This window comes from Amycolatopsis vancoresmycina (genome assembly GCF_000716785.1).
Lineage (GTDB): Bacteria > Actinomycetota > Actinomycetes > Mycobacteriales > Pseudonocardiaceae > Amycolatopsis > Amycolatopsis vancoresmycina.
This window is the reverse complement of sequence record NZ_JNYY01000009.1, coordinates 44,720-68,512: the sequence shown is the minus strand read 5'-3', so window position 1 is coordinate 68,512 and position 23,793 is coordinate 44,720. Positions and strand designations below refer to the sequence as shown.

The window sequence follows — 23,793 nt, the reverse complement described above, 5'->3', positions numbered from 1 at the left end:
CTAACTCACAACCGCGACGATCCGGGTGCCGGGTGCGAACGCCCCGGCCTCGATGCGGGCGAACAAGCCGAACAGCATCTTGGCCTCGTACACCCAGTCGGGCGTGATCCCGTGGCGAGCGGCGAAGCCGGCGATGAAGCCGTCGAGTTCCGGCTTGCGCTTGGCGTAGCCTCCGAAGTGGAAATCGTAGCCGATGACCCAATTCACCGTGGTCGCACCGAACGCCTCGCGCTGCAGCCGCCGGACCTCGTCATCCAAGAACTGGCCGCCCTTGAGCACCGCGAAGCCGAGAGCGCGTTGGTCCGCGCTGAGGCCGCCCGCGATGCCGGCCAAGGTGCCACCGGTGCCGCAGGCGCACGCGATGACATCGAAGTCCGCCGTGATCTCCATCGTCAGCTCGGCGCAGCCACGCACCGCCAGGGCGTTGCTGCCGCCTTCGGGCAAGACGTAGCAGGGCCCGAACTGCTCCAGGAGCTGGGCGAGAACGTCCGGCTCGGTCTTGCGGCGGTAAGTTGCGCGGTCGAGGTAGGACAGCACCATGCCTCGGCTGGTGGCGTACGCCAAGGAGTTGTTGAGAGGCAGGTGCTCTTCGCCTCGAATCACCCCGACGGACTCGAAGCCGAGGTAGTGACCGGCAGCGGCCGTCGCCCGGATGTGGTTGGAAAACGCTCCACCGAACGTCAGGAGCCGGGTGAAGCCCTGGTCCCGCGCCGCCTCGAGGTTGTGGCGCAGCTTGCGCCACTTGTTTCCCGGCACCTCGGGGTGGATGAGGTCATCCCGCTTGAGCAGCAGCTGGACGCCGTATTGCTCCAGTCGCTCATCCCGCAGCTCCACCAGCGGCGAAGGCAGGCTTGCGAAGGTCGCCAAGTCGCGCTCGCCGGAATTCATACAGGTCAGCGTAGTAGCGGAGCAGTCGGGGTGGCATTCGGCACAGTCCGGACCGACCTCACGACGAGCGATGGTAGTGAGGCAGGTCGGGCCCAGCACGAAGCTTCCGCCGAGCTCGGCTAGCTCCGCACCAGCGTCCGGGAGCGCATCGCGTTCGCCACCATCGCCACGCCGTCCTCGGTGAACAGGGACTCCGGGTGGAACTGCACGCCCTCGATCGGGTGCGCGCGATGGCGGAGGCCCATGATCTCGCCCGTGTCCGACCACGCCGTCACCACCAGCTCGGCCGGCAGCGACGCCGGGTCGACCACCAGTGAGTGGTAGCGGGCCACCGTCACCGGGTTGCGGATGCCGGCGAACACGCCGTGGGCGTCGTGGGCCACCGACGAGCACTTGCCGTGCATCGGTTCCGCCGCGTGCACCACCCGGGCGCCGAACGCCGTCGCGATCGCCTGGTGGCCCAGGCACACCCCGAGCATCGGGACGCGCCCCGCGAGCGCGCGGACCAGGTCGACCGAGATGCCCGCGTCCGCCGGGTCGCCCGGGCCCGGCGAGATCACCAGCAGCTCCGGGGCGAGCGCGGCGACCTCGGCCACGGACACCTCGTCGTTGCGGAACACCCGGCAGGCCGCGCCGAGGTCGCCCAGGTACTGCACCAGGTTGTAGACGAACGAGTCGTAGTTGTCGAGCACGCAGATCACGCGGCCGTCCCTTCCACCGTCACCCCGAGCGCCCGCGCGCCCGAGCCGAGCTTCGCCAGGCATTCCGCGTACTCCTCCGCCGGGTCGGAGTCGTGCACGATGCCGCCGCCCGCCTGCAGGCGGATCTCGCCGTCGCACCACACCACGCTGCGGATCGTCAGGTACAGGTCCACGTGGGACACCCCGAACGAGCCGACCGCGCCCGAGTACAGCCAGCGCCGCGCGGGCTCGAGCGCGTCGATGAGCTCCATCGCGCGCACCTTCGGCGTCCCGGTCATCGTCCCGGCCGGGAACGTGGCCCGGATCAGCTCGTCGGTGCCCCGGTCCGGTGCGGGCTCGCCCCACACGTCGGACGTCAGGTGCATGACGTGCGAGTACCGCTCGACGGCCAGCAGCCGCCCCACCGAGACGCTGCCCGGCCGGCACACCCGCCCGAGGTCGTTGCGGGCCAGGTCGACGAGCATCCGGTGCTCGGCCAGCTCCTTCACCGACGCGCGCAGGTCCGCCTCGGCCAGCCGGTCGGCCGCTTCGTCGCGGCCCCGCGGCCGGGTGCCGGCGAGCGGCCGGATCAGCGCCTTGCCGTCCGACAACGTCAGGCACGGCTCGGGAGACGCGCCGACGGCCTCGAAGTGCGGGCCGGCGAACCAGAAGTGGTACGGCGACGGGTTGATCGTCGTCAGTCGCTGGTAGACGCACAGTCCGTCCACAGTGGCCGGTGCTTTCCAGGCGTTCGAGAGCACGAGCTGGAAGACGTCGCCGTCGAGGATGTGCTGCTGGGCGCGGCGGACGGCGTCGACGTACTCGTCGTAGGCGAACCCGAACCGGCCGGTGCCCACGGCGACCGTCCCGAGCCGCGCGATCGAGAGGCCGTTCAGCGTCCGGGCGACCTGCTCGGCCGCGGTGCGGGCGGCCGCGGCGGTCGTACCGCGGCCGATCACCTGCCCCTCGGCGAACCGGACCAGCACCTCGGGCAGGAAGAACTCGTACACCGGACGGCCGGTCGCCGGGTGGCGGCTCGGCAGCCGCTCGAAGTCGCGGGCGGCGTCGTAGCCGAGGAACCCGAACCAGGCGGCTTCGGCGGCGGTGGTCTCCGGCGGCAGGTCCAGGCTCCGCAGGAGCTCCACGGCGGCGGTCAGCGGCGAGCCACCGCCGGGGTGCGAAAGGACGGCCAGCTCACCGGCGGCGAGGACCGGGCCGGCGCCACCGGTCCCGGCGGTGAGCATGACCCGCCCGGCGGCGCGCAGGGCGGCGGCCGCCGCCACCGGGTCGGCCGCCGTGGCCAGGGGGACGACGTGCCGGTACAGCCGGTCCCCCGTGGCGAGCGCGGACGTGATCATCGGGCCGCGGCCCGGCTCGGCGGCACCCGGAACTGCGTCCGCTCGTGGTCGCCGACCGGCTTGCCCATGGCGTACCGGAACGCGGCGAGCTGGATCGCCCGCGGCGGGCAGCCCTCGACGAAGATCCCCAGGTCACGACTTTCGTAGAGACAGTTGCCGACCAGCACCACTTCCCCGCGCAACGGCGGCAGCGACACCTGCGGCCCGGAGACGACCGTCATTTCCCCGTCCCACGCGCACAGCTCGCCGGCCAGCGCCTTCATCGCACCGGCCACGAACCGGCTGCACGCCGGGCACGCGTGTTCGGCGTACACGTGGATCCCCTCGCGCGGCACGACGATCTCGACCGGCGCCTTGACCATGTCGAACGCCAGCTCGGCCAGGGGCGTGCCGAGCAGCTCGATGTCCTCCAGCGCCAGCGGTCCCATGCCCCGGGCGTGCGCGTCACGCAGGTACGCGACGCTGTCCGGGTCGAACCCGGCCAGGGTGCCGACGGCGACGTCGAGCGCGACGGCGTTGCGGCTCGCGGCGAGGAAACCGGCCTCGCGGGCCTGGCCGTCCATCGGGTAGTTGCCTTCGATCACCGTGGTCCCGTCGCACACCACCAGGTCTTGCGGCCGCATCAGGTTCAGGTCCACTGTGGACTCGTCGACCCCCGCCATGTGCACGATCCGGGTCGTGTACCCCGGCAGCAGCCCGACCAGGTTCTTCATCGCGTTGGAATAGACGACGCTGGCGTGCGTGCGCAGCTGCGGGACGCCGATGAAGAAGTCACAGTCGAGGATGAGCTCGGGCACGGCGATCGGCACCCGCAGTGACGTCGCGCCCGGGATGCCGGTGATCCGCAGCGGCAGGTCGTCGAAGCTGGCGATCCGGGCGTACTTCGCGGCTTCGTGGTCGTTCAGGAGCTCGTAGATGACGTGCGTGCGTTCGGCGATCACCGGCCGGGCCCCGTGCGCGGCGACCACCTTCGCGATCGCCGCCAGCAGCGCCGGGCGCACGTGGAACCCCGGTGCCGTCTGGAACAGGTTCGGCTTGATCAGCACCTCGTCGCCGTCCCGCAGCCCGGACAGCGGCGCGCCGAGCAGGTCGAGCAGCCGGTCCAGGCCGTCCGGCACCCCGGCGTCGCCGCCGGCGGCCGTCAAGGCGACCTGCTCAGTCATCCGTTTCCTCCAGGGCGATGACGCGGGCGGGGGCCGCCTCGGCCCCGGCGACCTTGGTCGGCAGCGCGAACAGCTGCACGACGGGTCTGGTCAGCTCGTGCATGTTCGTCACGTACTCCAGCAGCGGGATCCCGGCGGCCAGGAGCGCGTGGTGCACCGGCGACTCGGCGTCGCCCGGCCGTTCGGTGAGGCAGTCGAGGCCGAACAGGCTCGCGCCGTTCTCGATGGCCCACTCGGCGGCCGACGGCGTCAGGTACGGCGGCCGGTCCCAGTAGTCGGGCCGGCCCCAGTTGTGCCGCAGGTAGTCGGTGCGCACGAGCAGCCGGTCGCCCCGCTGCCACACCGGCCGCAGCGTCCGCTCCAGGTCCTCGCCGGTGACCGGCTCCAGCTCGCCCTTGTCCGACAGGTCGGCGACGCAGGCGCGGCCGATCAGCGTGTCGAGGGGGACCTCGTCGATGCCTTCGGCGCCGGGGTAGAAGTGCAGCCGGTACTCCATGTGGGTCCCGTTGTGCGGGAAGACATGCAGGTAGGAGAACGTGCGCTTGGTGCCGTACGGGTCGGTCTCCGGCGTCATCGAGCGCTCGCTGACGAACTTCGGGAACCAGTCGGCGGGGTAGGACGGCATTCCGTCGTAGAAGCCGTGGGTCAGGTCGACGAGTCGGGCCACCGGGAGATCTCCTTGGTCAGCAGGTGAAGAGGCAGGTGTTGCGGACGCTCGCGTTGTTGCTCATGGTGATCACCGTCGTGCCGCCGGGCGGGATGGCGCGGATCCCGCCGCCGGAGAGGCCGGACGGCGTCATGAACGCGGCCCAGAGCGCGTACCACTCGCTGCGGGCGCCGGTGTCCGGGTCGATCACCGTCTCCAGGTTCGGGCGCACGATCTCCTGCACCAGCGAGCCGGTCCGCGAACCCGCGTCGAGGGTCTCGCGCCAGGTCTTGGCGTCGACCTCGCGGCCGATGACGACGCCCTGGCCGCCGTACAGCCCGGTCGGCTTGAACACCAGCCGGTCCTGCCGCGCCATGCACTCCTCGATGCGGCCGGCGTCCGGCCCGGCGCCGGGGCGGCCGAGCATCCGGCACCACGGCAGCACGCGGCCGACCGCCGCGCGTTCGTCCACTGTGAACTCTGCGACGTGTTCCGAGAGCATCGCCAGCGTGCCCTTGTTGCCGTACACGTTGCTCGGCGTCCAGACGACGACCTTGCCTTCTTCGTGCGCGCGGAAGACCGGCTCCAGGAGCGCGTCGCAGTCCGGGTGACCGAGCATCTCCTCGAGCCCGTAGTACCGCAGGATCACGTCGACGCCGAGGCCGTCCAGGTACGGCTTGCCGCCACGGAACTCCAGGTCGCTGATTTCCCCCGCGCGGCACTCGAGCCCGTTGTCCCGCAGCAGTTCCGCGGCCGAGCGGCGCTGGCGGCCGTAGGTGGCCAGCCCGCCCGGGCTCTCCAGGACGGCGACCACCGGTTCGCCCGCGCCGATCGTCTTGCCCGCGTTGCGCAGCGCCGCGGCGAGGTCGGAGCCCATGTCGAGGTAGCCGAGGCCGTGCGCTTCGGCGAACTCGGCGACCGCCGGTACCCGCAGGTACGCCTTGGGCAGCGCGCCCACCATGTCCAGCCCGCCGAGCGCGCTGCCGATGTTGTACTCCAGCAGCTTGAACGCCGAACCGTCGTAGTAGACGTCGGCCCGGCCGTACAGCGGCGGCGGGCCCTCGCCGAGCAGGCGGGCCATGAAGCCGGCGTGCCGGTCGTCGATGCCCAGCGCGGTCCGGAAGCGGGCGAAGTCGCCGCCGAAGACGCGCCGCGGCAGGCTGGTGACGAGGTCGAAGACGGTGACGAGGTCCCGGCCGAACGCCCGGTACTCGGCCTCGTCGACCATGATCGGCCGGGGCAGCAGGCGCGGCCACGACCGGCGCTGGGCCTCCGACAGTTCCAGGTGCTCGCGCGCGTGGCGCAGCGGGCCGTCCGGCGCCGCGCAGCCGGCCAGGTAGGCCTCGGTGACCCGTTCGGCACGTGCCGACATGGTTCCCTCCCAGGGGGTTCAGACGGAGACGGACGCCTCGGCCGTCGCCGGACGGCGGGCCAGGATCACCCGGTACTGCAGGATCACCACGACCCCGAAGAGCAGGTAGATCGCGGCCATGCCCTGCGCGGCCAGCACCGCGCTGAGGCTGATCAGCACCGAGTTGACGACCTGGCCGAACCGGATGTGCAGGTAGTAGGCGGCCAGGTACCGCGGCCGGCCCTCTTCGGGGGCCAGCTCGGCCAGCAGCGCCTGCTGGACCGGCAGGTTCATCAGCTCGCCCACGGTCAGCACGACGACGGCGGCCAGCAGGAGCCACGCGTCGTTCGTCACGGCGAGGACCGCGAACCCGCCCGCGTACAGCGCGATGCCCGAGTAGAGCCGGGTGCGGTCCGGCATCCGGCGCAGCAGCGTGTTGACGACCAGTGCGAACACCACGACCAGTGCCGTGTTGACCGCCTTGAGGATGCCCAGCATCTGCACGCCGTCGACGGCCCCGAACCCGAACACCGGCTGGACCGGGAAGTGCGTCGACAGCCGGATCCCGATGGCCGTGCTCAGCTGCCCTTCCAGGGTGAGGATGAGGGTGGCCGCGATGATCAGCCGCCGGAACGTCGAGTCGGCCAGCACCACCTTGTAGCCCTCGACGAACTGGGCGAGCCCGGTCAGCTTGACGGGCGGCCGTGGTGTCTCCGGTTTCGTCTCCGCCACGAGCGTGACGGTGACGGTGAGGGCGAAGGCCATGGCGACGGCACCGCCGATGATCACCGCGCCGAAGTGCGCGCTGTACAGGAACGCACCGAGCAGGGCGCCGGTGCCGAGCGCGAGGTTGATCATCCAGTAGTTGACCGTGTAGACGAACTTGCGGTCCTCGGGCGGCGTCACGTCGATGATCGTGGCGTCGTTCGCGGGCAGGGCCAGGTTCGTCCCGAACTTGACGACCGCGTAGCTGAAGTAGACCGCGAGCGCGCCCCAGCCGGCGTGGTAGGCGACCGCCATCACCACCAGGAACGTCGTGCCGACGACGTCGCCGGTGATGAGCACCGGCCGCCGCCCGTACCGTTCGGACAGGTGCCCGCCGGTCAGCATGCCGAACACCGCGAACACGGCGAACACCAGGATCAGCGCGCCGGCCAGTGCGACGCCGACGTGCGCGGCGAGGTAGATCGCGATGAAGGTGAGGATCATCGCGTCGATCAGCTTGTGGACGAACGCCAGGCCGATCCGCAGCCGGACGTTGCGGTGCAGTGCGAAGAAGTGCCTCATCGGACCTCCACCTCGAGCAGGGCGCGGACGCGGTCGGCACGGGCCTGGGCCTCGGCGGCGTCCGCGGAGCCGGCGAGGATCACGAAGCCGTGCCGGGTCTTGGAACTCACCGTCTCCGGGAGCACGTCCCCGGGAGCGAACGGGAAGTGCAGGGCGTGCACGAAGGCCAGCGCACGAGCTTCGTCCAAACCGGACACTCGCTCCAGTTTTCCGGCTGGGAAGGAGAAGTAGGCGATGTGTGCGACGGACCCGTCCTGCGAAGGCAGGGACGTCCGCCCGGCGAGGGCGGCGAACATCGCGCGCTTGACGTCGAAGCCGCGGGCGAGCGCGATCAGGTCCGGGATCTTGTCCCCGCCGAGCCGGGCCTGCGATTCGACGATCCGCGGGCCGTCCTCGGTCAGGACGACCTCGGTGTGCGCCGGGCCGCACTGGTACCCGGCGGCGTCGAGCAGGTCCACCGCGAGCGCGGCCACCTGCCGCGTCCCGGGCGTTTCCGGCTCGCCGAAGAGGTGCCCCCGCTCCACGAAGTGCGGCAGCGGGCCGAGCAGCTTGCGGGTGACGCCGACGACGTGGTGCTCGCCGCGCACGGTCATCGTCTCGACGCTGAACTCCGGGCCCCGCAGGTACTCCTCCACCAGCACGGGCCCGTCGTAGCCACCGAGTTCACGGCCCCACGCGGGCAGCTGCGCCGGGTCGGTGAGCAGGAGCACGCCGCGGCTGGCGGACAGCGCGGCCGGCTTGACCACGACCGGCAGCTCGAAGCCGGCCAGCAGGTCCGCGACCCCGGTCCAGTGGTCCGCGGTGGCGAACCGGACCGCCGAAATGCCCTTGTCACGCAGGAGGGTGCGCATCGCGAGCTTGTCGTTGAGCAGCGCGATCGACCGCGGCGAGTTGACGGCCTTCCCGAGTTCGTCGGCGACGTCGTAGGCGAGCAGCATGCTTTCCTCGCTGCCGACGTGCCACACCTGGGCGGCCCCGGTTTCCCGCACGGCCGCGCGGATCGCGTCGGCGTAGGCGGCCCGGTCGGCGAAGTCGACCAGCCGGAAGCCGTCGGCGAGCGCCTCGACCTGCCGCAGGTACTCCGGCGCTCCGGCGCCGAACAGCCGGCGGGCCTCGGTGGCGTCCCACAGCGCCGTCACCCGGAAACCCTCCGCGCGGGCCTTCTCCAGGTACGCCTGGTACGGCATCACCATGACCAGGTTCGGCATCTCGATCCTCCTGTCCGCACTTCGGTACACCCAGCCTCGCCGACGCGGCCATCGGCGGGACATCGGCCGCGCATCGGTCAGTCCCGGCGGGTGGTCACCACGATCTGCTGCGCCGCCGCCTCGGCGAGCCGGCCGGCCAGGTACGGGCCGTCGGCCGTCGCCAGGACGTGCCCGATCCGGTCTTCGTTGACCCGCAACGGTTCGACGCGCGCGCCCGGCCCGGCGGACACCACCGCCTCGCACACGCCCGGCGCCGCGGCGGCGATGTCCAGCCCGCTGACGCCCACCACGACCCCGGGCTCCGCCGTCAGGTACCGGATCGCCGCGCCGCCGATCGGCGCCGGCAGGTGCGGGACCGGCTCGCCGAGAGCTTGGCGGAGCAGCAGCTCCATCGTGGACCGCCCGAAACTGCGGTCCATCAGCTCGGTGATCCGGGCCCCGCCCGGGCGCGGGTTGAGCTCGACCAGCTTCGGCCCGGCCACGGTGTACTTGACCTCGACGTGCGCGAGGCCGAGGTCGAAGCCGACCGCCGTGGTCGCGGCCACCGCGGCCGCCTCCAGTTCGCGGCGGACGTCGTCCGGCAGCGCGGTCGGGAAGCTGTGCCCCAGTTCGACGAACCGGTGGCCGCCGCCGACGATCTTGTCGGTCACCCCGAGGACGCGGACGCGGCCCGCCTCGGCCAGCACCTCCACGCTGACCTCGAACCCGACCAGGCACTCCTCGACCAGCACCTCGGCCGCCCGTGCCTGCCCGCGCCGGTTGACCGGCTCCGCCCGGACGGCCGCGAACGCGGCCACCACCTCCTCCGGCGTCGTGCACCGGACGACGTGGGCGCCGCTGGTCTCGTCGACCGCCTTCACCACGCACGGCCACCCGACGTCGTGCCCGGCCCGCACCGCGGCGGCCACCGACGTCACGACGCGGAACTCGGGCACCGGGACCCCGAGTTCGGCCCACCGCCGCCGCTGGGCGGCCTTGTTGCGGGCGATCCGGACCGCGGCCGGGTCCGGGCCGGGCAGGCCGAGCTGCCGGGCCGCCTCCGCGGTCTGCACCACCTCGTACTCGGCCACCGACAGCAGGGCGTCGAGCGGCTGCCGCGCGTCGGTGGCCTTGACCGCCGCCAGCAGCGGTTCCAGTTCGTGCGTGGGACACGACACGACCTCGTCGACGCAGCTTTCCAGGACCTCGGTGCCGCCCGGTGTCGCGTGGTAGCGCTCGAGCCCGCTGCTGAAGAACGTGACGTGCAGGCCGAGCGCGCGGGCCGCGCGCAGGGCGGCGAACCCGGAGCCGGCCCGGTTCGACTCGACGAACCCGATGCGTTTCATCGCCGTTCCCTCATTCGTAGTTCAGGCCGGGCGTGCGCGAGCGCTTCAGCTCGAAGAAGTGCGGGTTGCGCGCGAGGGCCGCGGCCCCGTCGAAGAGCTGCGCCGCCTCCTCGCCGCGGGGGATCGCGTTGAGCACCGGGCCGAAGAATCCGACGCCGTCGAGGTGGATCGCCGGGGTGCCGAGGTCCGCGCCGACCGGGGCCAGTGCTTCGGCGTGGCTCTTGCGCAGGGCTTCGTCGTAGTCCGTGCTGTCGGCCGCCTCGGCCAGCGACGCCGGGAGCCCGACCTCGGCCAGCGCCTGCGCGACGACCTCGGGGAAGTCCTTGTTCCGTCCCTTGTGGATCCGGGTGCCGAGCGCGGTGTAGAGGTCGCGCAGCACCTCTTCGCCGTGGTGCTGCGCCGCGGCGACGCAGACCCGGACCGGGCCCCAGGCGCGGTCGCAGAACTCGCGGTACCACGGCTCGAGCTCCCGGTCCTCGTTCAGGACACCGAGGCTCATCACGCGGAACCGGAGGGTGATGTCCCGCCGCGGTTCGACCTCGAGGATCCACCGCGAGGTGATCCAGGCGAACGGGCAGGCGGGATCGAAGTAGAAGTCGACCTTCACGGATGATCCTCTCAGACGGTGTGCAGCCAGCCGAAGTCGTCGGGCGCGTGGCCGTAGTGGATGTCCAGCAGCGCGTTCAGCAGGCGGCGGGTGACCGGGCCGGTGCCGCCGTCGCCGATGGCCCACTCCCCATCCGGGGTGACGGCGTGCCCGACCGGCGCGACGGCACGGGCGGTCCCGCAGGCGAACGTCTCGGTGATCCGGCCGTCCCGGCAGCCGCGTTCCCAGTCTTCGAGGGTGACGGGTGCTTCGGCGACGGCCAGCCCGAGCCGCCCGGCGAGCCGCAGGATCGAGTCGCGGGTGACGCCGGCCAGCAGCGTGCCGCTCAGCGGCGGGGTGACGAGCCGGTCGCCCTCGACGAAGAACAGATTGGAGCCGCCGACCTCCTCGACGTACCGCCGTTCCCGCGCGTCGAGCCAGACGACCTGGTGGCAGCCGTGCTCGGCCGCCTCCCGCTGGGCGAGGTAGGACCCGCCGTAGTTGCCGCCGCACTTGATGGTGCCGGTGCCGCCGTCGGCGGCGCGGACGTACTCGGGCGACGCCCAGAGCCGGATCGGGGCCGGTTCGGCGGTGGCGGGCCGGGCGGGGCTGCCGATGACGGCGAACAGGTACTCCTCGGCGGGCCGGTTGGACAGGTGCGTCTCGCTGGCGATCATGAACGGCCGCAGGTAGAAGCTGTGGCCACGGGCCTGCGGCACCCACTCGCGGTCGATGCGGGTCAGCGCGGCCACGGCGGCGAGGAAGGCGTCCGCCGGCAGTTCGGGCATGGCCATCCGGCGGGCCGACCGGGCGAACCGGCGGGCGTGGTCGCCGGGCCGGAACAGCGCGCGCTGCCCATCCGGCCGCCAGAACGCCTTCAATCCTTCGAATATCGTCTGTCCATAGTGGAACGCCATGGTGGCCGGGTGGAGGGAGAACGCGGCCAGCGGCCCGGTGCGGGCCGGCTGCCAGCCGTCCCCGGCGGTCCACCGGGCGGTGACCATGTGGTCGGACCACAGCGAGCCGAAGCCGGGCATGCGCAGCAGCGCTTCCCGTTCTTCGGCGGGCCGGGGCCCGGCGTGCTCGGGCGCGGTCATCGGCTCTCCTTCACGACGTCGTAGCGGGCCAGGGCGCGGTCGGCCAGCGGGCCGGCCAGCCCGGTGTAGGCGGCCGGATCGAGCACGTCCGGAGGCAGGTCCAGGTCGAGTACCGCGGCCAGGTCACGCCCGGTGCGGCCGGCTTCGGCGGTGGCCTCGGCCAGCAAGCGCTTGGCGGCCGCTTTGCCCAGCTTCGGCGCGAGCACGGCGTTGACCCGCTCCGACACGATCGCGCCGCGGGTGAGCTGCAGGTTCGCCGCCATCGCCGCCGGTGAGACCTGCAGCGACGCCGCCAGGCAGGCCGCGTTCGCCGCGGCACCGGCCGCGATGCGCAGGGCGTCCCGCAGCGGCTGCCATTCCGCGTGCCAGGCGCCCGCGGACCGCTCGTCCTCGGCGGCCATCGACCCGAAGAGCACGACGGCGAGCGGCGGCAGCTGCCGGGCCGCGGTCGCCACCAGCGTGGCGAACACCGGGTTGTGCTTCTGCGGCATCGCCGAAGACACCCCGCGCCCCGGCGCCGTCGCCTCGGTCACCTCGCCGATTTCGGTGCGCGACAGCACGAGGACGTCGGCGGCGAGCTTGCCGAGCGCGCCGGTGGTGACCAGCAGCGCGGCGGCGACGTCGGCGATCGGCGTGCGGATGCCGTGCCAGGGCAGCACCTGCGGGGCCAGGCCCAGCCGCCGGGCGACCAGATCGGGCAGCCGCAGCGCCGCCTCGGCGGAGCTGTACTCCTGGTACGCGGACAGGGTGCCGGCCGCGCCGCCGAGCGACACCGGCAGCTCGACCCGGCGCACCCGCTCGACGGCGTCGAGCACGCCGTGCAGCCAGGTCGCCGCTTTGAGCCCGAAGGTGACCGGCACGGCGTGCTGGGTGAGGGTGCGCCCGGCCATCGGCGTCCCCCGGTGCGCGCGAACGTGCCCGGCCAGGCTCTCCGCCGTGGCGAGCAGGTCGCGCTCGATGCGGTCGAAGGCGGCCCGGCAGAGCAGCATCAGGGCGGTGTCCAGGATGTCCTGGCTGGTGCTGCCCCGGTGCACGTATTCGGCGGCGTCCGGGCCGACGGCGGCGGCGAGCGCGGCGACGAACGCCACGACCGGGTTCGCCGTCTCGCGCACGCCCACGGCCAGATCCGGTTCCGGCACCGCCGCCGCGCGGATCGCCGCCGCTGCCGACTCGGGGATCACGCCCAGCTCGGCCTGCGCTTCGGCGAGGGCGACCTCGGTGGCGAACATCGCGGTCAGCAGGGCGCGGTCGTCGACGAGCGCATCGGCACCCGTCCCGGCCCACGCCGGGGCCAGCAAGCCGGTCATGCCGCCCGCCCCGAATCGACGTCCGCCGCCACCCGCAGGCAGGACCGGGCGATCGCGTCCGCGTCGCCGAGGATCACCGAATCGACGCCCGGCCGGATGCCGGCCGCGGTCACCCAGTGCACCGCCTCGGTCGGCACGCCGAAGGCGAACCGCCGCGGGTGGGGCCGGTTCCGCGCGTCCAGCACGTGGTACGGCCGCCGGGTGACCGCCAGGCCGCCGGTGACGTACTCCCCGTTGCGGTACGGGCGGCCCTCCCCGCGGGCCACCAGGGCCCGCAGCAGCGGGTCGGTCGTGCGCCGCAGGTCGGTCTCCGGCAGCCGGGCCTCGATCAGCGTGGACGCGGGCACGGTGACGTCCGGGCACGCCGCCGACCAGGCCACGAACCGCCCACCGGTCCCCTCGACCCGCAGGTCCGGGCCGAGCACCTCGAGCACGCCCGCGTCCAGGAGGGCGCCGAACTGCTCGACGCGCTCGGCGGGCGGCCCGATCGACAGGAACGCGTTGAGCGGCATGTACCAGCGCTGCAGGTCGTCGCGGTAGGAGCGGCCGGAGATCCCGCCGTGGTCGACGACCAGCCGGATCTCGTTGCGCAGGTCGCGCAGGACGTCCGTCGCCGCCTTGAACGGCCCGCTCACGTTACCCTTCGCCGCCTCCGCCAATTCAGTGTCCACAAGGGACCGGAGGCGGCGGCGGAACGCCGGCGTCGAGGCGAGGTCGCCGTCCTGGTACGGGTTCGCGATCGTGCGCCAGTCCCAGCTCACGCCGAGGCCGAACTTGGCCAGCACGATCCGCTGGGCCTCGGTCTCCCGGACGTGCAGCGGATCGCCGCCCACCTCGGCCGGGCCCGCGGCCGCGAACGCCTCGGTGAACTCGCCGGCGTCGCACGCGCACCCCTGTTCCCGCACCTGGGCGGCGTAGAAGACCGTGCGGACCTCCTGGTCGATCAGCGGCCAGACGTCCCGGCGGAAGTCCCCGCCGCCCCGCAGCCGCTCGATCACCGCGGGCGTGAGGTAGCGCGGCTCGTGGCGGCCGAAGGCGCCCTTCTCGTTGCGGGCCCGGGCCTGGTACGGGACACCCCGCCGGGATCCGGCGACCAGCCGGGGTTCCCGGCCGGACGGCACGTAGGTCAGCGTGCCCGCCGGTGTCCGGGTGAACGCGCCGCCGCGGCCGAGGGTCAGCAGGGCCAGGTGGTCGAAGAAGTTCAGGCCCATCCCCCGCAGCAGCACCGGTTCGCCGGGGGCGGCCGCGCACGGTGGCGCGTCGGCCGGGTTGCCCGGGGCCTGGTACCGCAGGCCGTGCCGGCCGGCGTACCGGCTCAGCTCGGCCTCGGCCGGGCCGGGTTCGTGCGGCAGGTGGCCGAGGGCGAGCACGACGGCGTCGAGGCCGCCGAGCACCGTGCCGTCGTCCAGCACCACCTCCTGCCGCCCGGCGCCGGTGTCCCGGACGTCGACCGCCCGCGCCTGGTGTCCGGCGAACCGCAGCGACGGCGGCGCGATCCGGGTGAGCCGCCGCCGCGTCCAGCGCAGGTAGCTGCCGAAGAACGCCCGGGACGGGTAGTCGTCCGGGCCGAGTGCGGCGGCTTCGGCGCGGACGGCCTCCGGCACGTGCGGGGTGCCGAGCAGGGCGATCGACCGCGCCCACTCGTACAGGCTCGGGCCGGGCACGACCGGGCCCGCGCAGCCGACGCTCTCGTCGACGAACATGGTCACCTGGCAGGCGACGGTGTTCATCAGCAGCAGGCGGTCCTGCGTGCTCCGCCACACCCGGCCGCCCTCGGCCAGGTGCGGGTCGACGAGGTGGACGACGAGCCGGCGGCCCGGCGGCACGAGCTCGGCGGCACTGGCGCACAGCCGTTCCGCCACCGACAGCCCGCGCGGGCCGAGCCCGACCACGGCGATCTCCGACGTCTCACCGGACACCGAACCCCCACTCCCTGGCCGCGCGGGCCGCTCAGCGTTCCTGCAGGCTTCGGCCGAGCCCGGCCACCGCCCCGGCGAGCCGGGTCATCAACCCGGCGAACTGCTCCGGCCGCAACGCCTGGTTCGCGTCGCACAGCGCCTGCTCCGGCTGGACGTGGACGTCGATCAGCAGGGCGTCCGCGCCCGCGGCGACCGCGGCGAGCGAGAGCGGCTCGACCAGCTCCGGGCGGCCGCTCGAATGGCTCGGGTCCACGATCACCGGCAGGTGCGTGTGCTGCTTCCACTGCGCCACCGCCGTCAGGTCGAGGGTGAACCGCGCCGACGGCTCGAACGTGCGGATCCCGCGCTCGCACAGCACGACCTGGTCGTTGCCCTCCAGCAGCAGGTACTCCCCGGCGGCGAGGGTCTCCTCGACGGTGCAGCCGAACCCGCGCTTGAGCAGCACCGGCAGGCCGGTCTGGCCCACCGCGCTCAGCAGTGCGAAGTTCTGCATGTTCCGGGCCCCGATCTGGAAGCCGTCGACCACCTCGGCCAGCCGTTTCACGTGCTCCGGGTCGACGACCTCGGTGACGAACGGCAGGCCCGTCCGCCGCCGGGCCTCGACGAGCAGGTCCAGCCCGCCGAACCCGAGGCCCTGGAACGAGTGCGGCGAGGTGCGCGGCTTGAAGACCCCGCCGCGCAGCGCGACCGCCCCGTGCTCGGCGACCAGCTCCGCGGTGGCCGTCATCTGCTCCGGCGTCTCGACCGCGCACGGCCCGGCGATCACCGCCACCGAGCCGTCGCCGATCGTCGCCGGCCCGATGCGCACCCGGGTCCCGGCGGGCCGCAGCGGACGGCCGCCCAGCCACGCCGCGCCGCCGCGCACCACCTGCCGGGTCGGTGCGGGCAGGTGGTGCGCCGCGGCGAGCAGCTCCGCACTGTCCACTCCGGACACCGGCAGCACGTGACCGGCGCCGAGCCGGTACACCCGCGTCGGCGCGCCGGCGAAGCTCAGGTGCCGCAGCCAGCCGTCGACGTCGGCGCGGGTCACGGTTTCGTCGAACACGAGCAGCAGGTCCTGCTGCGCTTCCGCCGCGGTCATGCGAGCGCGTCGATCGTCGCGAGGTTGCGGCCCCGGCGGTCCCGGACGTGGACGGCGAGGTCGCGGTACTTGTCACGCAGGTAGCGCTTGAGGGACTTGCCGGTGACACCGAGCGGGAAGTCCTCGTCGCCGGTGGCGACCTCCACCACGGACAGCTCGGGCTTGCCGTGGGCGCGCAGGGCTTCGTTGGCCGCGAACAGCACCTTCTCCGCGTCCACACCGTCCCCGGTCACGACGGCGACAGCGACCTCCTCGCCCTCGTGGCGCCCGGCCACCACGGTGCAGTCCTCGACCCCGGGCACCTCGTTGAGGATCAGTTCCTCCATCTGCACCGAGTAGCCGGGCCCGGCGGCGGTGTGCACCACGTCCACCGCGCGGTCGACCTGGTAGAAGTTGCCGTCCTCGTCCCGGTAGGCGACGTCGCCGGTCAGCCAGTAGCCGGCCAGCTTGCTGCGGTAGTAGGTGTCCTGGTTGCCCCAGTAGCCCACGGTCATGGACGGCGGCTTGGCGCCGAGCAGGCCGAATTCGTACGGCTCGGCGAGCGTGCCGTTCTCCCGCACGATCGCGACTTCGGCGAAGCCCACCGACTTGCCGACGCAGCGGTCGTTGCGCTCGGTGGCGAGGGTGCGGGGCTGCATGAGCACGCCCCAGCCCAGCTCGGTGGTGCCGAGCCGGTCCAGGAACGCGGCGGGCGGCAGGTCCGGCGACCGGCGGCCGAGGATCTCCTTCAGGTGCCGCTCGTGGATCGCGTCCGCCATGGACACCCAGATGTTCACCGAGTCCAGCGCACCTTCCGGCGTCTCGATGGCGGCGAGCTCCGGGTAGGCGTGCCCGAACGCCATCACCATGGTCGGCCGGTGCGCCTCGACGGCGTGGGCGAGCTCCGCCCCGGAGACGTCCCGCCAGACGACCATCGGCTGCCCGCCGAGCACGGTGTAGGCGTTGAACGACACACAGCCCTGGTGCGACTGCGGAAGCGCGTTGAGGATGACCGCGCGCGGTTCTTCCTTATAGTTCACCGCGCGCCACTTCGGACCGTCCAAAATGGTCTTGTGGGTGTGGATGACCGGCTTCGGCAGCCCGGTCGTGCCCGAGGAGTGCATCAGGCCGACGGGGTCGTCGGGGTGGTGCCGGAACCGGTCGGCGTCGGGCAGCACGGCCGGCGGCGGGCCGTCCTGGCGGGTCTCGACCCACTTCAGGTTCAGCCGGTCGAGGTCGACGGCGATCCGGGCGAGCCGTTCGTCGTCGGTGTAGAGGCCGATCGCCCCGCTGCGCTCGATCAGGGCGACCGCGCTGTCCCGCTTGGCGTTGCTGTTGATCAGCATGGAGATCGCGCCGATCTGCGCCAGCGCCGAAAGGTGGATGAAGTACTGGATGGAGTCGGGCGGGAAGACCGCGACCCGGTCGCGTGGCCGCACCCCCCGCTCCAGGTACCAGACCGACCAGCTCTGCACGAGGTGGTCGAGGTCGCGGAGGCTGAACTGCGTCCGCGTTTCCCCGCCGGTGCAGGGGATCGGCGTCAGGGAGTGGATGAACGGCTCGTCCGGGCACGGGTTGAGCTCGAGCATGGCCGGCAGCAGGTTCCCGCCGCCGATCGCCGGGTCCTCGAGCACCTGGGCCCGCAGCTCGGGGCTCAGGACGGTGCGGTGCGTGAACTCCATGTCGTCACTTTCTGGTGCGGGCCCGCGACGGCGCCGGGACGGGGGTTCGGATCCACCACCGAGCCTGCCCGCCGCGGCCATCGGCGCGGCCTCCCCGGCGCATCGGCGCTGCATCGGTGGCCCGGCGGCGGCCCGCGGGCACGAAAAAACCGGCCCCCGCCCCGGAAGCCGGTCCGCCCCTGCCCGCGCTCAGCCCAGGCGGCACTCCACTTTGGTCACCGCGGGCAGCGTGGTGCGGCCGAACTTCGTCAGCAGGCCGTCGTCCGGCTCGTCGGCCTTCGTGCGCGCGTGTTCCTGCACCAGGTCGTGGAAGTGGTACCGCCCCGCGGCCCGCTGGCGGAGCAGGTGCGCGTCGAACAGCTCCTCCAGCAGCCGCTCCGCCTCCGGGACGGGCTGGTCCAGCAGCAGCGCCGCGGTGCCCGCGTCGAACTCCTCGCCGGGGTGCGCGGTGCAGCCCAGGACGCGCAACAGCCGTTGCTGCCCGGCCGAGAGGTTCCGGTACGACACCTCGAACTGCGAAGCCACGCTACGGTCGCCCAGGCGGAGCTCGGCGAGCCGGGCGGCCGGGTCGCGCAGCCGGAACACCAGGTCCTCCAGCGACCACGCCGGCCGGTTGTGGAACCGCCACGCCGCGATCCCCACCGCCAGCGGCAGGTGGCCGCACAGCGCGACCACCTCGGCGACCGCGTCCGGGCGGTGCGCCGTCCGGTCGGCGCCCGCGACGCGGGTGAACAGGGCCGCCGCGTCCCGCGGCGGGAACACGTCGAGCGAGCGGGACGTCACGCCGTCGAGGCCGGCGAGCCGCCGCCGGCTGGTGATGATCACCTGCGCCTTGCCGGTGCCCGGCAGCAGCGGGCGGACCTGGCCGGCGTCGAGCGCGTTGTCCAGCACCACGAGCACCCGCCGTTCGGCGACCTCCGCCCGCCAGCGCGCGGCGCGCTGCCCGGTGTCACGCGGGATCTGCGCGGGCGCGAGCCCGAAGTCCAGCAGCAGCCGCTCCAGCACCGCCCCCGGCTCCAGGGGCTCCTGGCCGGCGGTGTGCCCGTGCAGGTCGACGAACAGGTGCGCCGCCGGGAACCCGTGCGCCAGCTGGTGGGCGAGCCGGACGGCCAGCGTCGTCTTGCCGACGCCGGCCATGCCGTCGATGGCCAGGATGCTCAGCGCGGTCCCGGCCGGACGGCAGCCGGTCAGGAACCGCAGTTCGTCGGCCCGGCCGGTGAAGTGGGCGGTGTCGTACGGCAGGAAGGACCGGCCCCCGGGCGCGGTTTCCGCCGCCTTCGCCGGTGCGCGCCGGGGCAGGTCGTCGCGCAGGATCCGCTCGTACAGCTCGCGCAGGCTCGCGCCGGGGTCGACGCCGAGCTCGTCCCGCAGCAGCCGGCGGCCCTGCTCGTAGGCGTTGAGCGCGTCGGCCGTGCGGCCGCACCGGTGCAGGGCGAGCATCAGCAGCTTGCGGGTCTCCTCGCGCAGCGGGTGCCGCGACACGAGCTCGCCCAGCTGCGGCACCACCGCCGCCGCGTCACCGCCGTCCAGCCGCAGCCCGATGAGCCGTTCGGTCGCGGACAACCGGTTCTCCTCGAACCGCGCGGCGACGATCTCGAACACCGGGCTGTTCAGCCCCGACAGCGCCGGCCCGTCCCACAGGGCGAGCGCCGCCTCCAGCAGTTCCACGGCCGCCGCGGTGCGCCCGGTCGCGGCCGCCGCCGAAGCGGCCGCGGCCATCGTGGTGAACCGGTGGGCGTCGACGTCCTGCGCGGCCACGGTGATCCGGTACCCGGGACCGTCCTTGACGACGATGTGCTTGGCCGCCCCGAAGCTGCGCCGCAGCGCGGCGACGGCGTTGTGCAGCTGACGGCGGGCGGTCACCGGCGGCTCGGCGTCCCACATGGCCTCGAGCAGCCGGTCGGCACTGACCACCTTGTCGGCGTCGAGCAGGAGCATCACCAGGAGCCGCTGCTGGCGCAGGCCGCCGAGGTCCACCCGCTGCCCGTCGTGCTGGACCCGCAGGGTGCCGAGCAACTTGAAGTACACTTTGCGATCCTCCCCACCGTACGCGCACGGCTACCGTTCGCAGCGCCGTCGCGCGGACCTGTAGGAACATAGCCGAAAAGCAAACCCCGCAAAACGAAGAAAGCACGATGGCGATTTGACGGCGGCCATTCGGATGCGAATAGCGACCAGCCGATACCGGCACATTTCTCCCGGGCCGCCGGGACGGCGGCAAAAATGACCACAGAAGTCACGGAAAATAAGCGATCGACTACAGCGGCGGAGTGAGCGCGGGCGCGTGGTAGCGCGAAACCGTGCCCGGCCCGGACAACCCGAGCGCGCCCAGTTCGGCGACCAGCGCCGCGGCGAGCCCGGCGCCGGCGGCGGCGTGCGCCGGGGCGTCCAGCTCCACCCGGAACCCCTCGCCCAGCAGCCGGACCCGCAGGTCCCGCGGGCGGATCCCGGCCTCGGCCAGCCGCGCGCGCACCGCGATCTCCGCCCGTTCCACCAGGCCCAGCCGGCCGATCGAGACGGGCACACCGGCCGAGATGCGCGAGGCGAGGCACGGCGCCGACGGCTTGTCCGCCACCGGTAGCGACCAGGCGGCGGCCAGCGCCCGGACGTCGCTCTTGCCCAGCCCGGCCGCGGCCAGCGGCTCGACGACCTGCAGTTCACGGGCGGCGCGCAGGCCGGGGCGGTGCAGCGCCCGGTGGTCGTCGGCGTGCGTTCCGGTGGCCACGTGCGCGAAGCCGCGCCGGTGCGCGAGCTCGCCGATCGCGGTCAGCACCGTCTGCTTGCAGAAGTAGCAGCGGTCGCCGGCGTTGTCCCGGTAGCCGGGAACCGCCAGCTCGGCGACCGGCACCTCGGCCAGCTCGACGGCCAGGCCGGCCGCGATCTCCCGCGCGGCAACGAGTTCCGCCCGCGCGAGGCTCGGCGAGTCGGCGATCGCCGCCAGCACGCGGCCGGCCGGCAGCGCCCGCACGGCCGCGGCCAGCACCAGCGCCGAGTCGACACCACCGGAGAACGCGACGGCCACACTGCCCAGCGCGCGGACCCCGGCCAGCAGCCGATCTTCGATTCCGGCGCGCATTACCGCATTCCCGCTGGTCGTCTGGTCTCCCTGATCCGGTTCAGCCGTGAAAAAAGCACGTGTCCTCCACTCGGCGGCACCTCGGCGTGCGGTAAGTCGATCGCGGTGGTTCTCCCGAGTCAACCCATTGCCGTATTCGTGCGGCATCCCCGGCGGAACGTTTACAGCGGGCGCGGCTGCTGTCTACCGTGTCGGCCGTGGTATCGACAGAGGGAACGACGACCGCCGCCACGGCGGATCTCGGATTCGCCCGGCTGGACCTCGACCGCGCCGCCCGCACCGGCGACCCGGAAGTCGTCTTCGGTGCGGGCAAGACACCGGCGCAGATCGGCGCGGCGCTCGCGCGGCTGCACCAGGCCCACCCGGGCCGGGCCGTGCTCGCCACCCGCGTCGGCGAAGAGGCGCGGGCGCGATGCCGGGAAACCCTGCCCGGCGCGGACATCGACGACGCGGGCCGCACGGTGACGCTCGGGCCGCTGCCCGCGCCGCGCGGCCGCGTCGCCGTGGTGTGCGCGGGCACCTCGGACCTGCCCGTCGCCCGGGAGTGCGCCACGACGGTCGCGGTCTTCGGCGCGGTACCGGACCTCGTCGTCGACGTCGGGGTGGCCGGGCTGCACCGGCTGCTGGCCGAACGCGACCGGATCGCCGCCGCCGACGCCGTCGTGGCGATCGCCGGGATGGAGGCGGCGCTGCCGACCGTCCTCGGTGGACTGTGCGGCACGCCGCTGGTCGCGGTGCCGACGAGCGTCGGCTACGGCTGGCACCTCGACGGGCTGACCGCGTTCCTGACCATGCTGAACAGCTGCGCGCCCGGCGTGGTGACGGTCAACATCGACAACGGCTTCGGCGCGGGCGTCGCCGCGGCCCGCGTCGCCCGGCAGTCGGTGGCGCCGTGACGGTCGGGTGGATCGACGCCGGGAACGGGTGCGCCGGCGACATGCTGCTGGCCGCGCTGGTCGACGCGGGCGCGGACTTCGACGGCGTCCTCGCGGGACTCGCGCGGCTGCGGCTCGACGACGTCCGGCTCACCGAGCGGGTGGTGCGGCGGCACGGGCTGCGCGCGCGGCAGGTCGTCGTCGAGGCGCCCGAGACGGCGCACGCCCGGCACCTGCCGGAGATCCTCGAGCTGATCGGCAGCTCCGCGCTGCCCGCGGCGGCGGAACGGTTCGCCACCGACGTGTTCGGCAGGCTGGCCGAGGCGGAGGCGGCCGTGCACGGCATCGAGCCGGCGCGGGTGCACTTCCACGAGGTGGGCGCGCTCGACGCCATCGTCGACATCGTGGGCTGCGCGCTCGGGCTGGACGCGCTGGGGCTGCTGGACGCACCCGTCACGGTGTCGCCGATCGCGGTCGGCGGCGGCACGGTGACCGCGGCGCACGGCCGGCTGACCGTGCCCCCGCCCGCGGTCCTGGAGTTGCTCACCGCGGCCGCCGCCCCGGTGGCCGCGCACCCGGCCGCGCGCGAGCTGTGCACGCCGACCGGTGCCGCCCTGCTCGTGACGCTGGCCGCGGCCTACGGCCCGATGCCGGCGTGCGTGCCGCGGCGGACCGGCGTCGGCGCGGGCACCGCCGACCCGCCCGGCCACGCGAACGTCGTCCGCGTGGTCGTCGGCGCGGGCGCGGGCGCGGCTCCGGCGTGGGTGCCGACGGCGATGACGGTGGTCGAGACCACGGTGGACGACCTGGATCCCCGGCTGTGGCCGGAAATCCTGGCCGCGCTGCGCGCTGCGGGCGCCGCGGACGCCTGGTGCGCACCGGTGACGGCCCCGAAGGGCCGGCCGGGTGTGGTCCTCACGGCACTGGCGGCCGGAGACCGCGTCGACGGCGTCTGCGCGGCGGTCTTCGCCCACACGTCGACGCTGGGCGTCCGCCTGTCCCCCGTCGAACGGCGGGCGCTGCCGCGGGACAGCGTCACGGTGGACTACCGGGGAACACCGGTCAGCGTGAAGCGGGGGTACCTGAACGGCGAGGTGGTCACGACCCAGCCGGAGTACGAGGAAGTGAAGGCGGCCGCGGAAGCGAGCGGGCAGCCCCTGCGCCGGGTGCTGGACGAGGTGCGCGCGGCCGCGCTCTGACGGTGGGCCGTCAGGGGTGACGGCCCACCCCGGTGGCGATCTCGTGCAGCCGGTGCCGGTCCGGCGCCAGCGGTGCCGTGTCCGCCCCCGCGCCCTCCCGCAACCCCGCGAGGAACTCCTGCAGCGTGACCGCGGCGTCGTGCTCGGGTTGCCAGTCCAATTCGGACCGGGCCCGGCTCGTGTCCATGACGGGCAGCCGCATGACGGCGTCGAAGAGGCCAGGGGTGGCGGGGATCGCGTGCAGGCGCCAGGCCGCGTCCACCGCCGCGCGGACCACGCCGGCCGGCACCGGGATCGGGCGTGCACCCAGGAGGTCCGCCGCGAACCGCGGGTCGACGACCGGGCCCGTCGCGATGTTGAACGGCCCGCGCACCGACCGCGTCACCGCCCGCCGGACGGCGTCGGCGAGGTCGTCGGTGTGCACGATCTGGACGCGCAGGCCGCGGACGTCCGGCAGCACCGGGAGCAGGCCGGGGCGCACCAGCGAACCCGGCACGAACGGCCCGCCGAACAGGCGCCGCTGTTCCGTCGCCGCACTCCGCTGGAACACGAAACCCGGCCGCATGCGGACGACGTCCACCTTCGGGTGCCGCGCCTCGAACGCGTCGAGATACCGCTCCAGATAAGCCTTTTCCCGCGTGTAGGCCGCTCCCGGCCAGCCGTGCGTCGGCCAGTCCTCGGTGACCGGCTCGTCGTCCTCGCGCGGCGAATACGCGCCGATCGACGACGTGTACACGAGTCTCGGCACGCCGGCCGTGGCCGCCGCTTCGAACACCCGCATCGAGCCGAGGACGTTCGCGCGCCAGGTGCGTTCGGGACGGCGGGTGGGCTGGAACAGCCACGCCAGGTGCACGACGGCGTCGGCGCCGCGCAGGTGCGGCACGAGGTCGTCGCGTTCGACGTCGGCCGTGACCACACCGTCCGCCGGCCGCCGCGCGAGCCCGACGACGGCCTCGACCTGCGGGTCGGCGCGCAACGCGCGCACGACCCCGGTCCCGATGTTGCCCGTTGCTCCGGTCACCACGATGCGCATCCGGGGCGGTTACCCCGGGCCTGCCCCGCCAACCCTGCTATGTTCGACGGGAA

Annotated in this window: 20 protein-coding genes; 2 read left to right on the top strand and 18 right to left on the bottom strand. The window is 73.5% G+C overall.

Translation table 11 applies throughout. The features are described from left to right. From OO60_RS22860 to larE, 17 genes are all read right to left on the bottom strand, one after another. Positions 1–888, bottom strand: coding sequence for a 1-aminocyclopropane-1-carboxylate deaminase/D-cysteine desulfhydrase (locus OO60_RS22860; protein ID WP_003063830.1), 888 nt, complete (start codon positions 886–888; stop codon positions 1–3). 119 nt (positions 889–1,007) lie between these two features. Next, positions 1,008–1,589, bottom strand: coding sequence for an anthranilate synthase component II (locus OO60_RS22855; protein ID WP_003063832.1), 582 nt, complete (start codon positions 1,587–1,589; stop codon positions 1,008–1,010). Continuing rightward, positions 1,586–2,926, bottom strand: coding sequence for an anthranilate synthase component I family protein (locus OO60_RS22850; RefSeq protein WP_033262059.1), 1,341 nt, complete (start codon positions 2,924–2,926; stop codon positions 1,586–1,588). The genes OO60_RS22855 and OO60_RS22850 overlap by 4 nt, the downstream gene beginning before the upstream one ends. Further along, positions 2,923–4,089: a DUF362 domain-containing protein gene (locus tag OO60_RS22845; RefSeq protein WP_003063934.1), complete on the bottom strand. Its 1,167-nt coding sequence runs from the start codon at positions 4,087–4,089 to the stop codon at positions 2,923–2,925. The genes OO60_RS22850 and OO60_RS22845 overlap by 4 nt, the downstream gene beginning before the upstream one ends. After that, entirely contained in the window at positions 4,082–4,756 is a 675-nt protein-coding gene (locus tag OO60_RS22840; RefSeq protein ID WP_003063937.1) for a cyclase family protein, read from the bottom strand. The genes OO60_RS22845 and OO60_RS22840 overlap by 8 nt, the downstream gene beginning before the upstream one ends. Positions 4,757–4,772: 16 nt before the next feature. Continuing rightward, positions 4,773–6,107: a hypothetical protein gene (locus tag OO60_RS22835; RefSeq protein ID WP_003063942.1), complete on the bottom strand. Its 1,335-nt coding sequence runs from the start codon at positions 6,105–6,107 to the stop codon at positions 4,773–4,775. Positions 6,108–6,125: 18 nt separating this feature from the next. After that, positions 6,126–7,373, bottom strand: a complete 1,248-nt coding sequence (locus OO60_RS22830; protein WP_003063945.1) for an MFS transporter — start codon at positions 7,371–7,373, stop codon at positions 6,126–6,128. Beyond that, positions 7,370–8,581, bottom strand: coding sequence for an ATP-grasp domain-containing protein (locus OO60_RS22825; protein ID WP_003063948.1), 1,212 nt, complete (start codon positions 8,579–8,581; stop codon positions 7,370–7,372). The genes OO60_RS22830 and OO60_RS22825 overlap by 4 nt, the downstream gene beginning before the upstream one ends. Before the next feature lie 77 nt (positions 8,582–8,658). Next, positions 8,659–9,906: an ATP-grasp domain-containing protein gene (locus OO60_RS22820; protein ID WP_003063953.1), complete on the bottom strand. Its 1,248-nt coding sequence runs from the start codon at positions 9,904–9,906 to the stop codon at positions 8,659–8,661. Between the two features lie 10 nt (positions 9,907–9,916). Then, positions 9,917–10,513, bottom strand: a complete 597-nt coding sequence (locus OO60_RS22815; RefSeq protein ID WP_244885562.1) for a mycothiol-dependent nitroreductase Rv2466c family protein — start codon at positions 10,511–10,513, stop codon at positions 9,917–9,919. 11 nt (positions 10,514–10,524) lie between these two features. After that, entirely contained in the window at positions 10,525–11,589 is a 1,065-nt protein-coding gene (locus OO60_RS22810) for a branched-chain amino acid aminotransferase (RefSeq protein ID WP_003063958.1), read from the bottom strand. Next, complete coding sequence (locus OO60_RS22805) at positions 11,586–12,896, bottom strand: lyase family protein (protein WP_003063961.1); 1,311 nt, start codon at positions 12,894–12,896, stop codon at positions 11,586–11,588. Before OO60_RS22805 ends, OO60_RS22810 begins: the two co-directional genes overlap by 4 nt. After that, complete coding sequence (locus OO60_RS22800) at positions 12,893–14,815, bottom strand: FAD/NAD(P)-binding protein (RefSeq protein WP_003063963.1); 1,923 nt, start codon at positions 14,813–14,815, stop codon at positions 12,893–12,895. Before OO60_RS22800 ends, OO60_RS22805 begins: the two co-directional genes overlap by 4 nt. A gap of 31 nt (positions 14,816–14,846) precedes the next feature. After that, complete coding sequence (gene aroF / locus OO60_RS22795; RefSeq protein WP_033262058.1) at positions 14,847–15,896, bottom strand: 3-deoxy-7-phosphoheptulonate synthase; 1,050 nt, start codon at positions 15,894–15,896, stop codon at positions 14,847–14,849. Further along, positions 15,893–17,557 (bottom strand): class I adenylate-forming enzyme family protein, encoded by a 1,665-nt coding sequence (locus tag OO60_RS22790; RefSeq protein ID WP_033262057.1) that lies wholly within the window; start codon positions 17,555–17,557, stop codon positions 15,893–15,895. Before OO60_RS22790 ends, aroF begins: the two co-directional genes overlap by 4 nt. Positions 17,558–17,746: 189 nt before the next feature. After that, positions 17,747–19,585: an AfsR/SARP family transcriptional regulator gene (locus OO60_RS22785; protein WP_051767740.1), complete on the bottom strand. Its 1,839-nt coding sequence runs from the start codon at positions 19,583–19,585 to the stop codon at positions 17,747–17,749. Between the two features lie 229 nt (positions 19,586–19,814). Further along, positions 19,815–20,633 (bottom strand): ATP-dependent sacrificial sulfur transferase LarE, encoded by an 819-nt coding sequence (larE, locus tag OO60_RS22780; RefSeq protein WP_033262056.1) that lies wholly within the window; start codon positions 20,631–20,633, stop codon positions 19,815–19,817. Between the two features lie 197 nt (positions 20,634–20,830). Here larE and larB point away from each other — a divergent pair, with 197 nt between their 5' ends. Together larB and larC are read left to right on the top strand one after the other, a co-directional pair. Next, the gene (gene larB, locus OO60_RS22775; RefSeq protein WP_033262129.1) at positions 20,831–21,529 is read left to right on the top strand and encodes a nickel pincer cofactor biosynthesis protein LarB; all 699 of its coding nucleotides are present in this window, start codon (positions 20,831–20,833) and stop codon (positions 21,527–21,529) included. Next, on the top strand, positions 21,526–22,707 hold the full coding sequence (larC, locus tag OO60_RS22770) for a nickel pincer cofactor biosynthesis protein LarC (RefSeq protein ID WP_033262055.1): 1,182 nt from the start codon (positions 21,526–21,528) through the stop codon (positions 22,705–22,707). Before larB ends, larC begins: the two co-directional genes overlap by 4 nt. A gap of 10 nt (positions 22,708–22,717) precedes the next feature. Here the strand turns inward: larC and OO60_RS22765 are convergent, their stop codons facing one another. Continuing rightward, entirely contained in the window at positions 22,718–23,740 is a 1,023-nt protein-coding gene (locus tag OO60_RS22765; protein WP_004558489.1) for an NAD-dependent epimerase/dehydratase family protein, read from the bottom strand. Positions 23,741–23,793 lie beyond the last annotated feature (53 nt).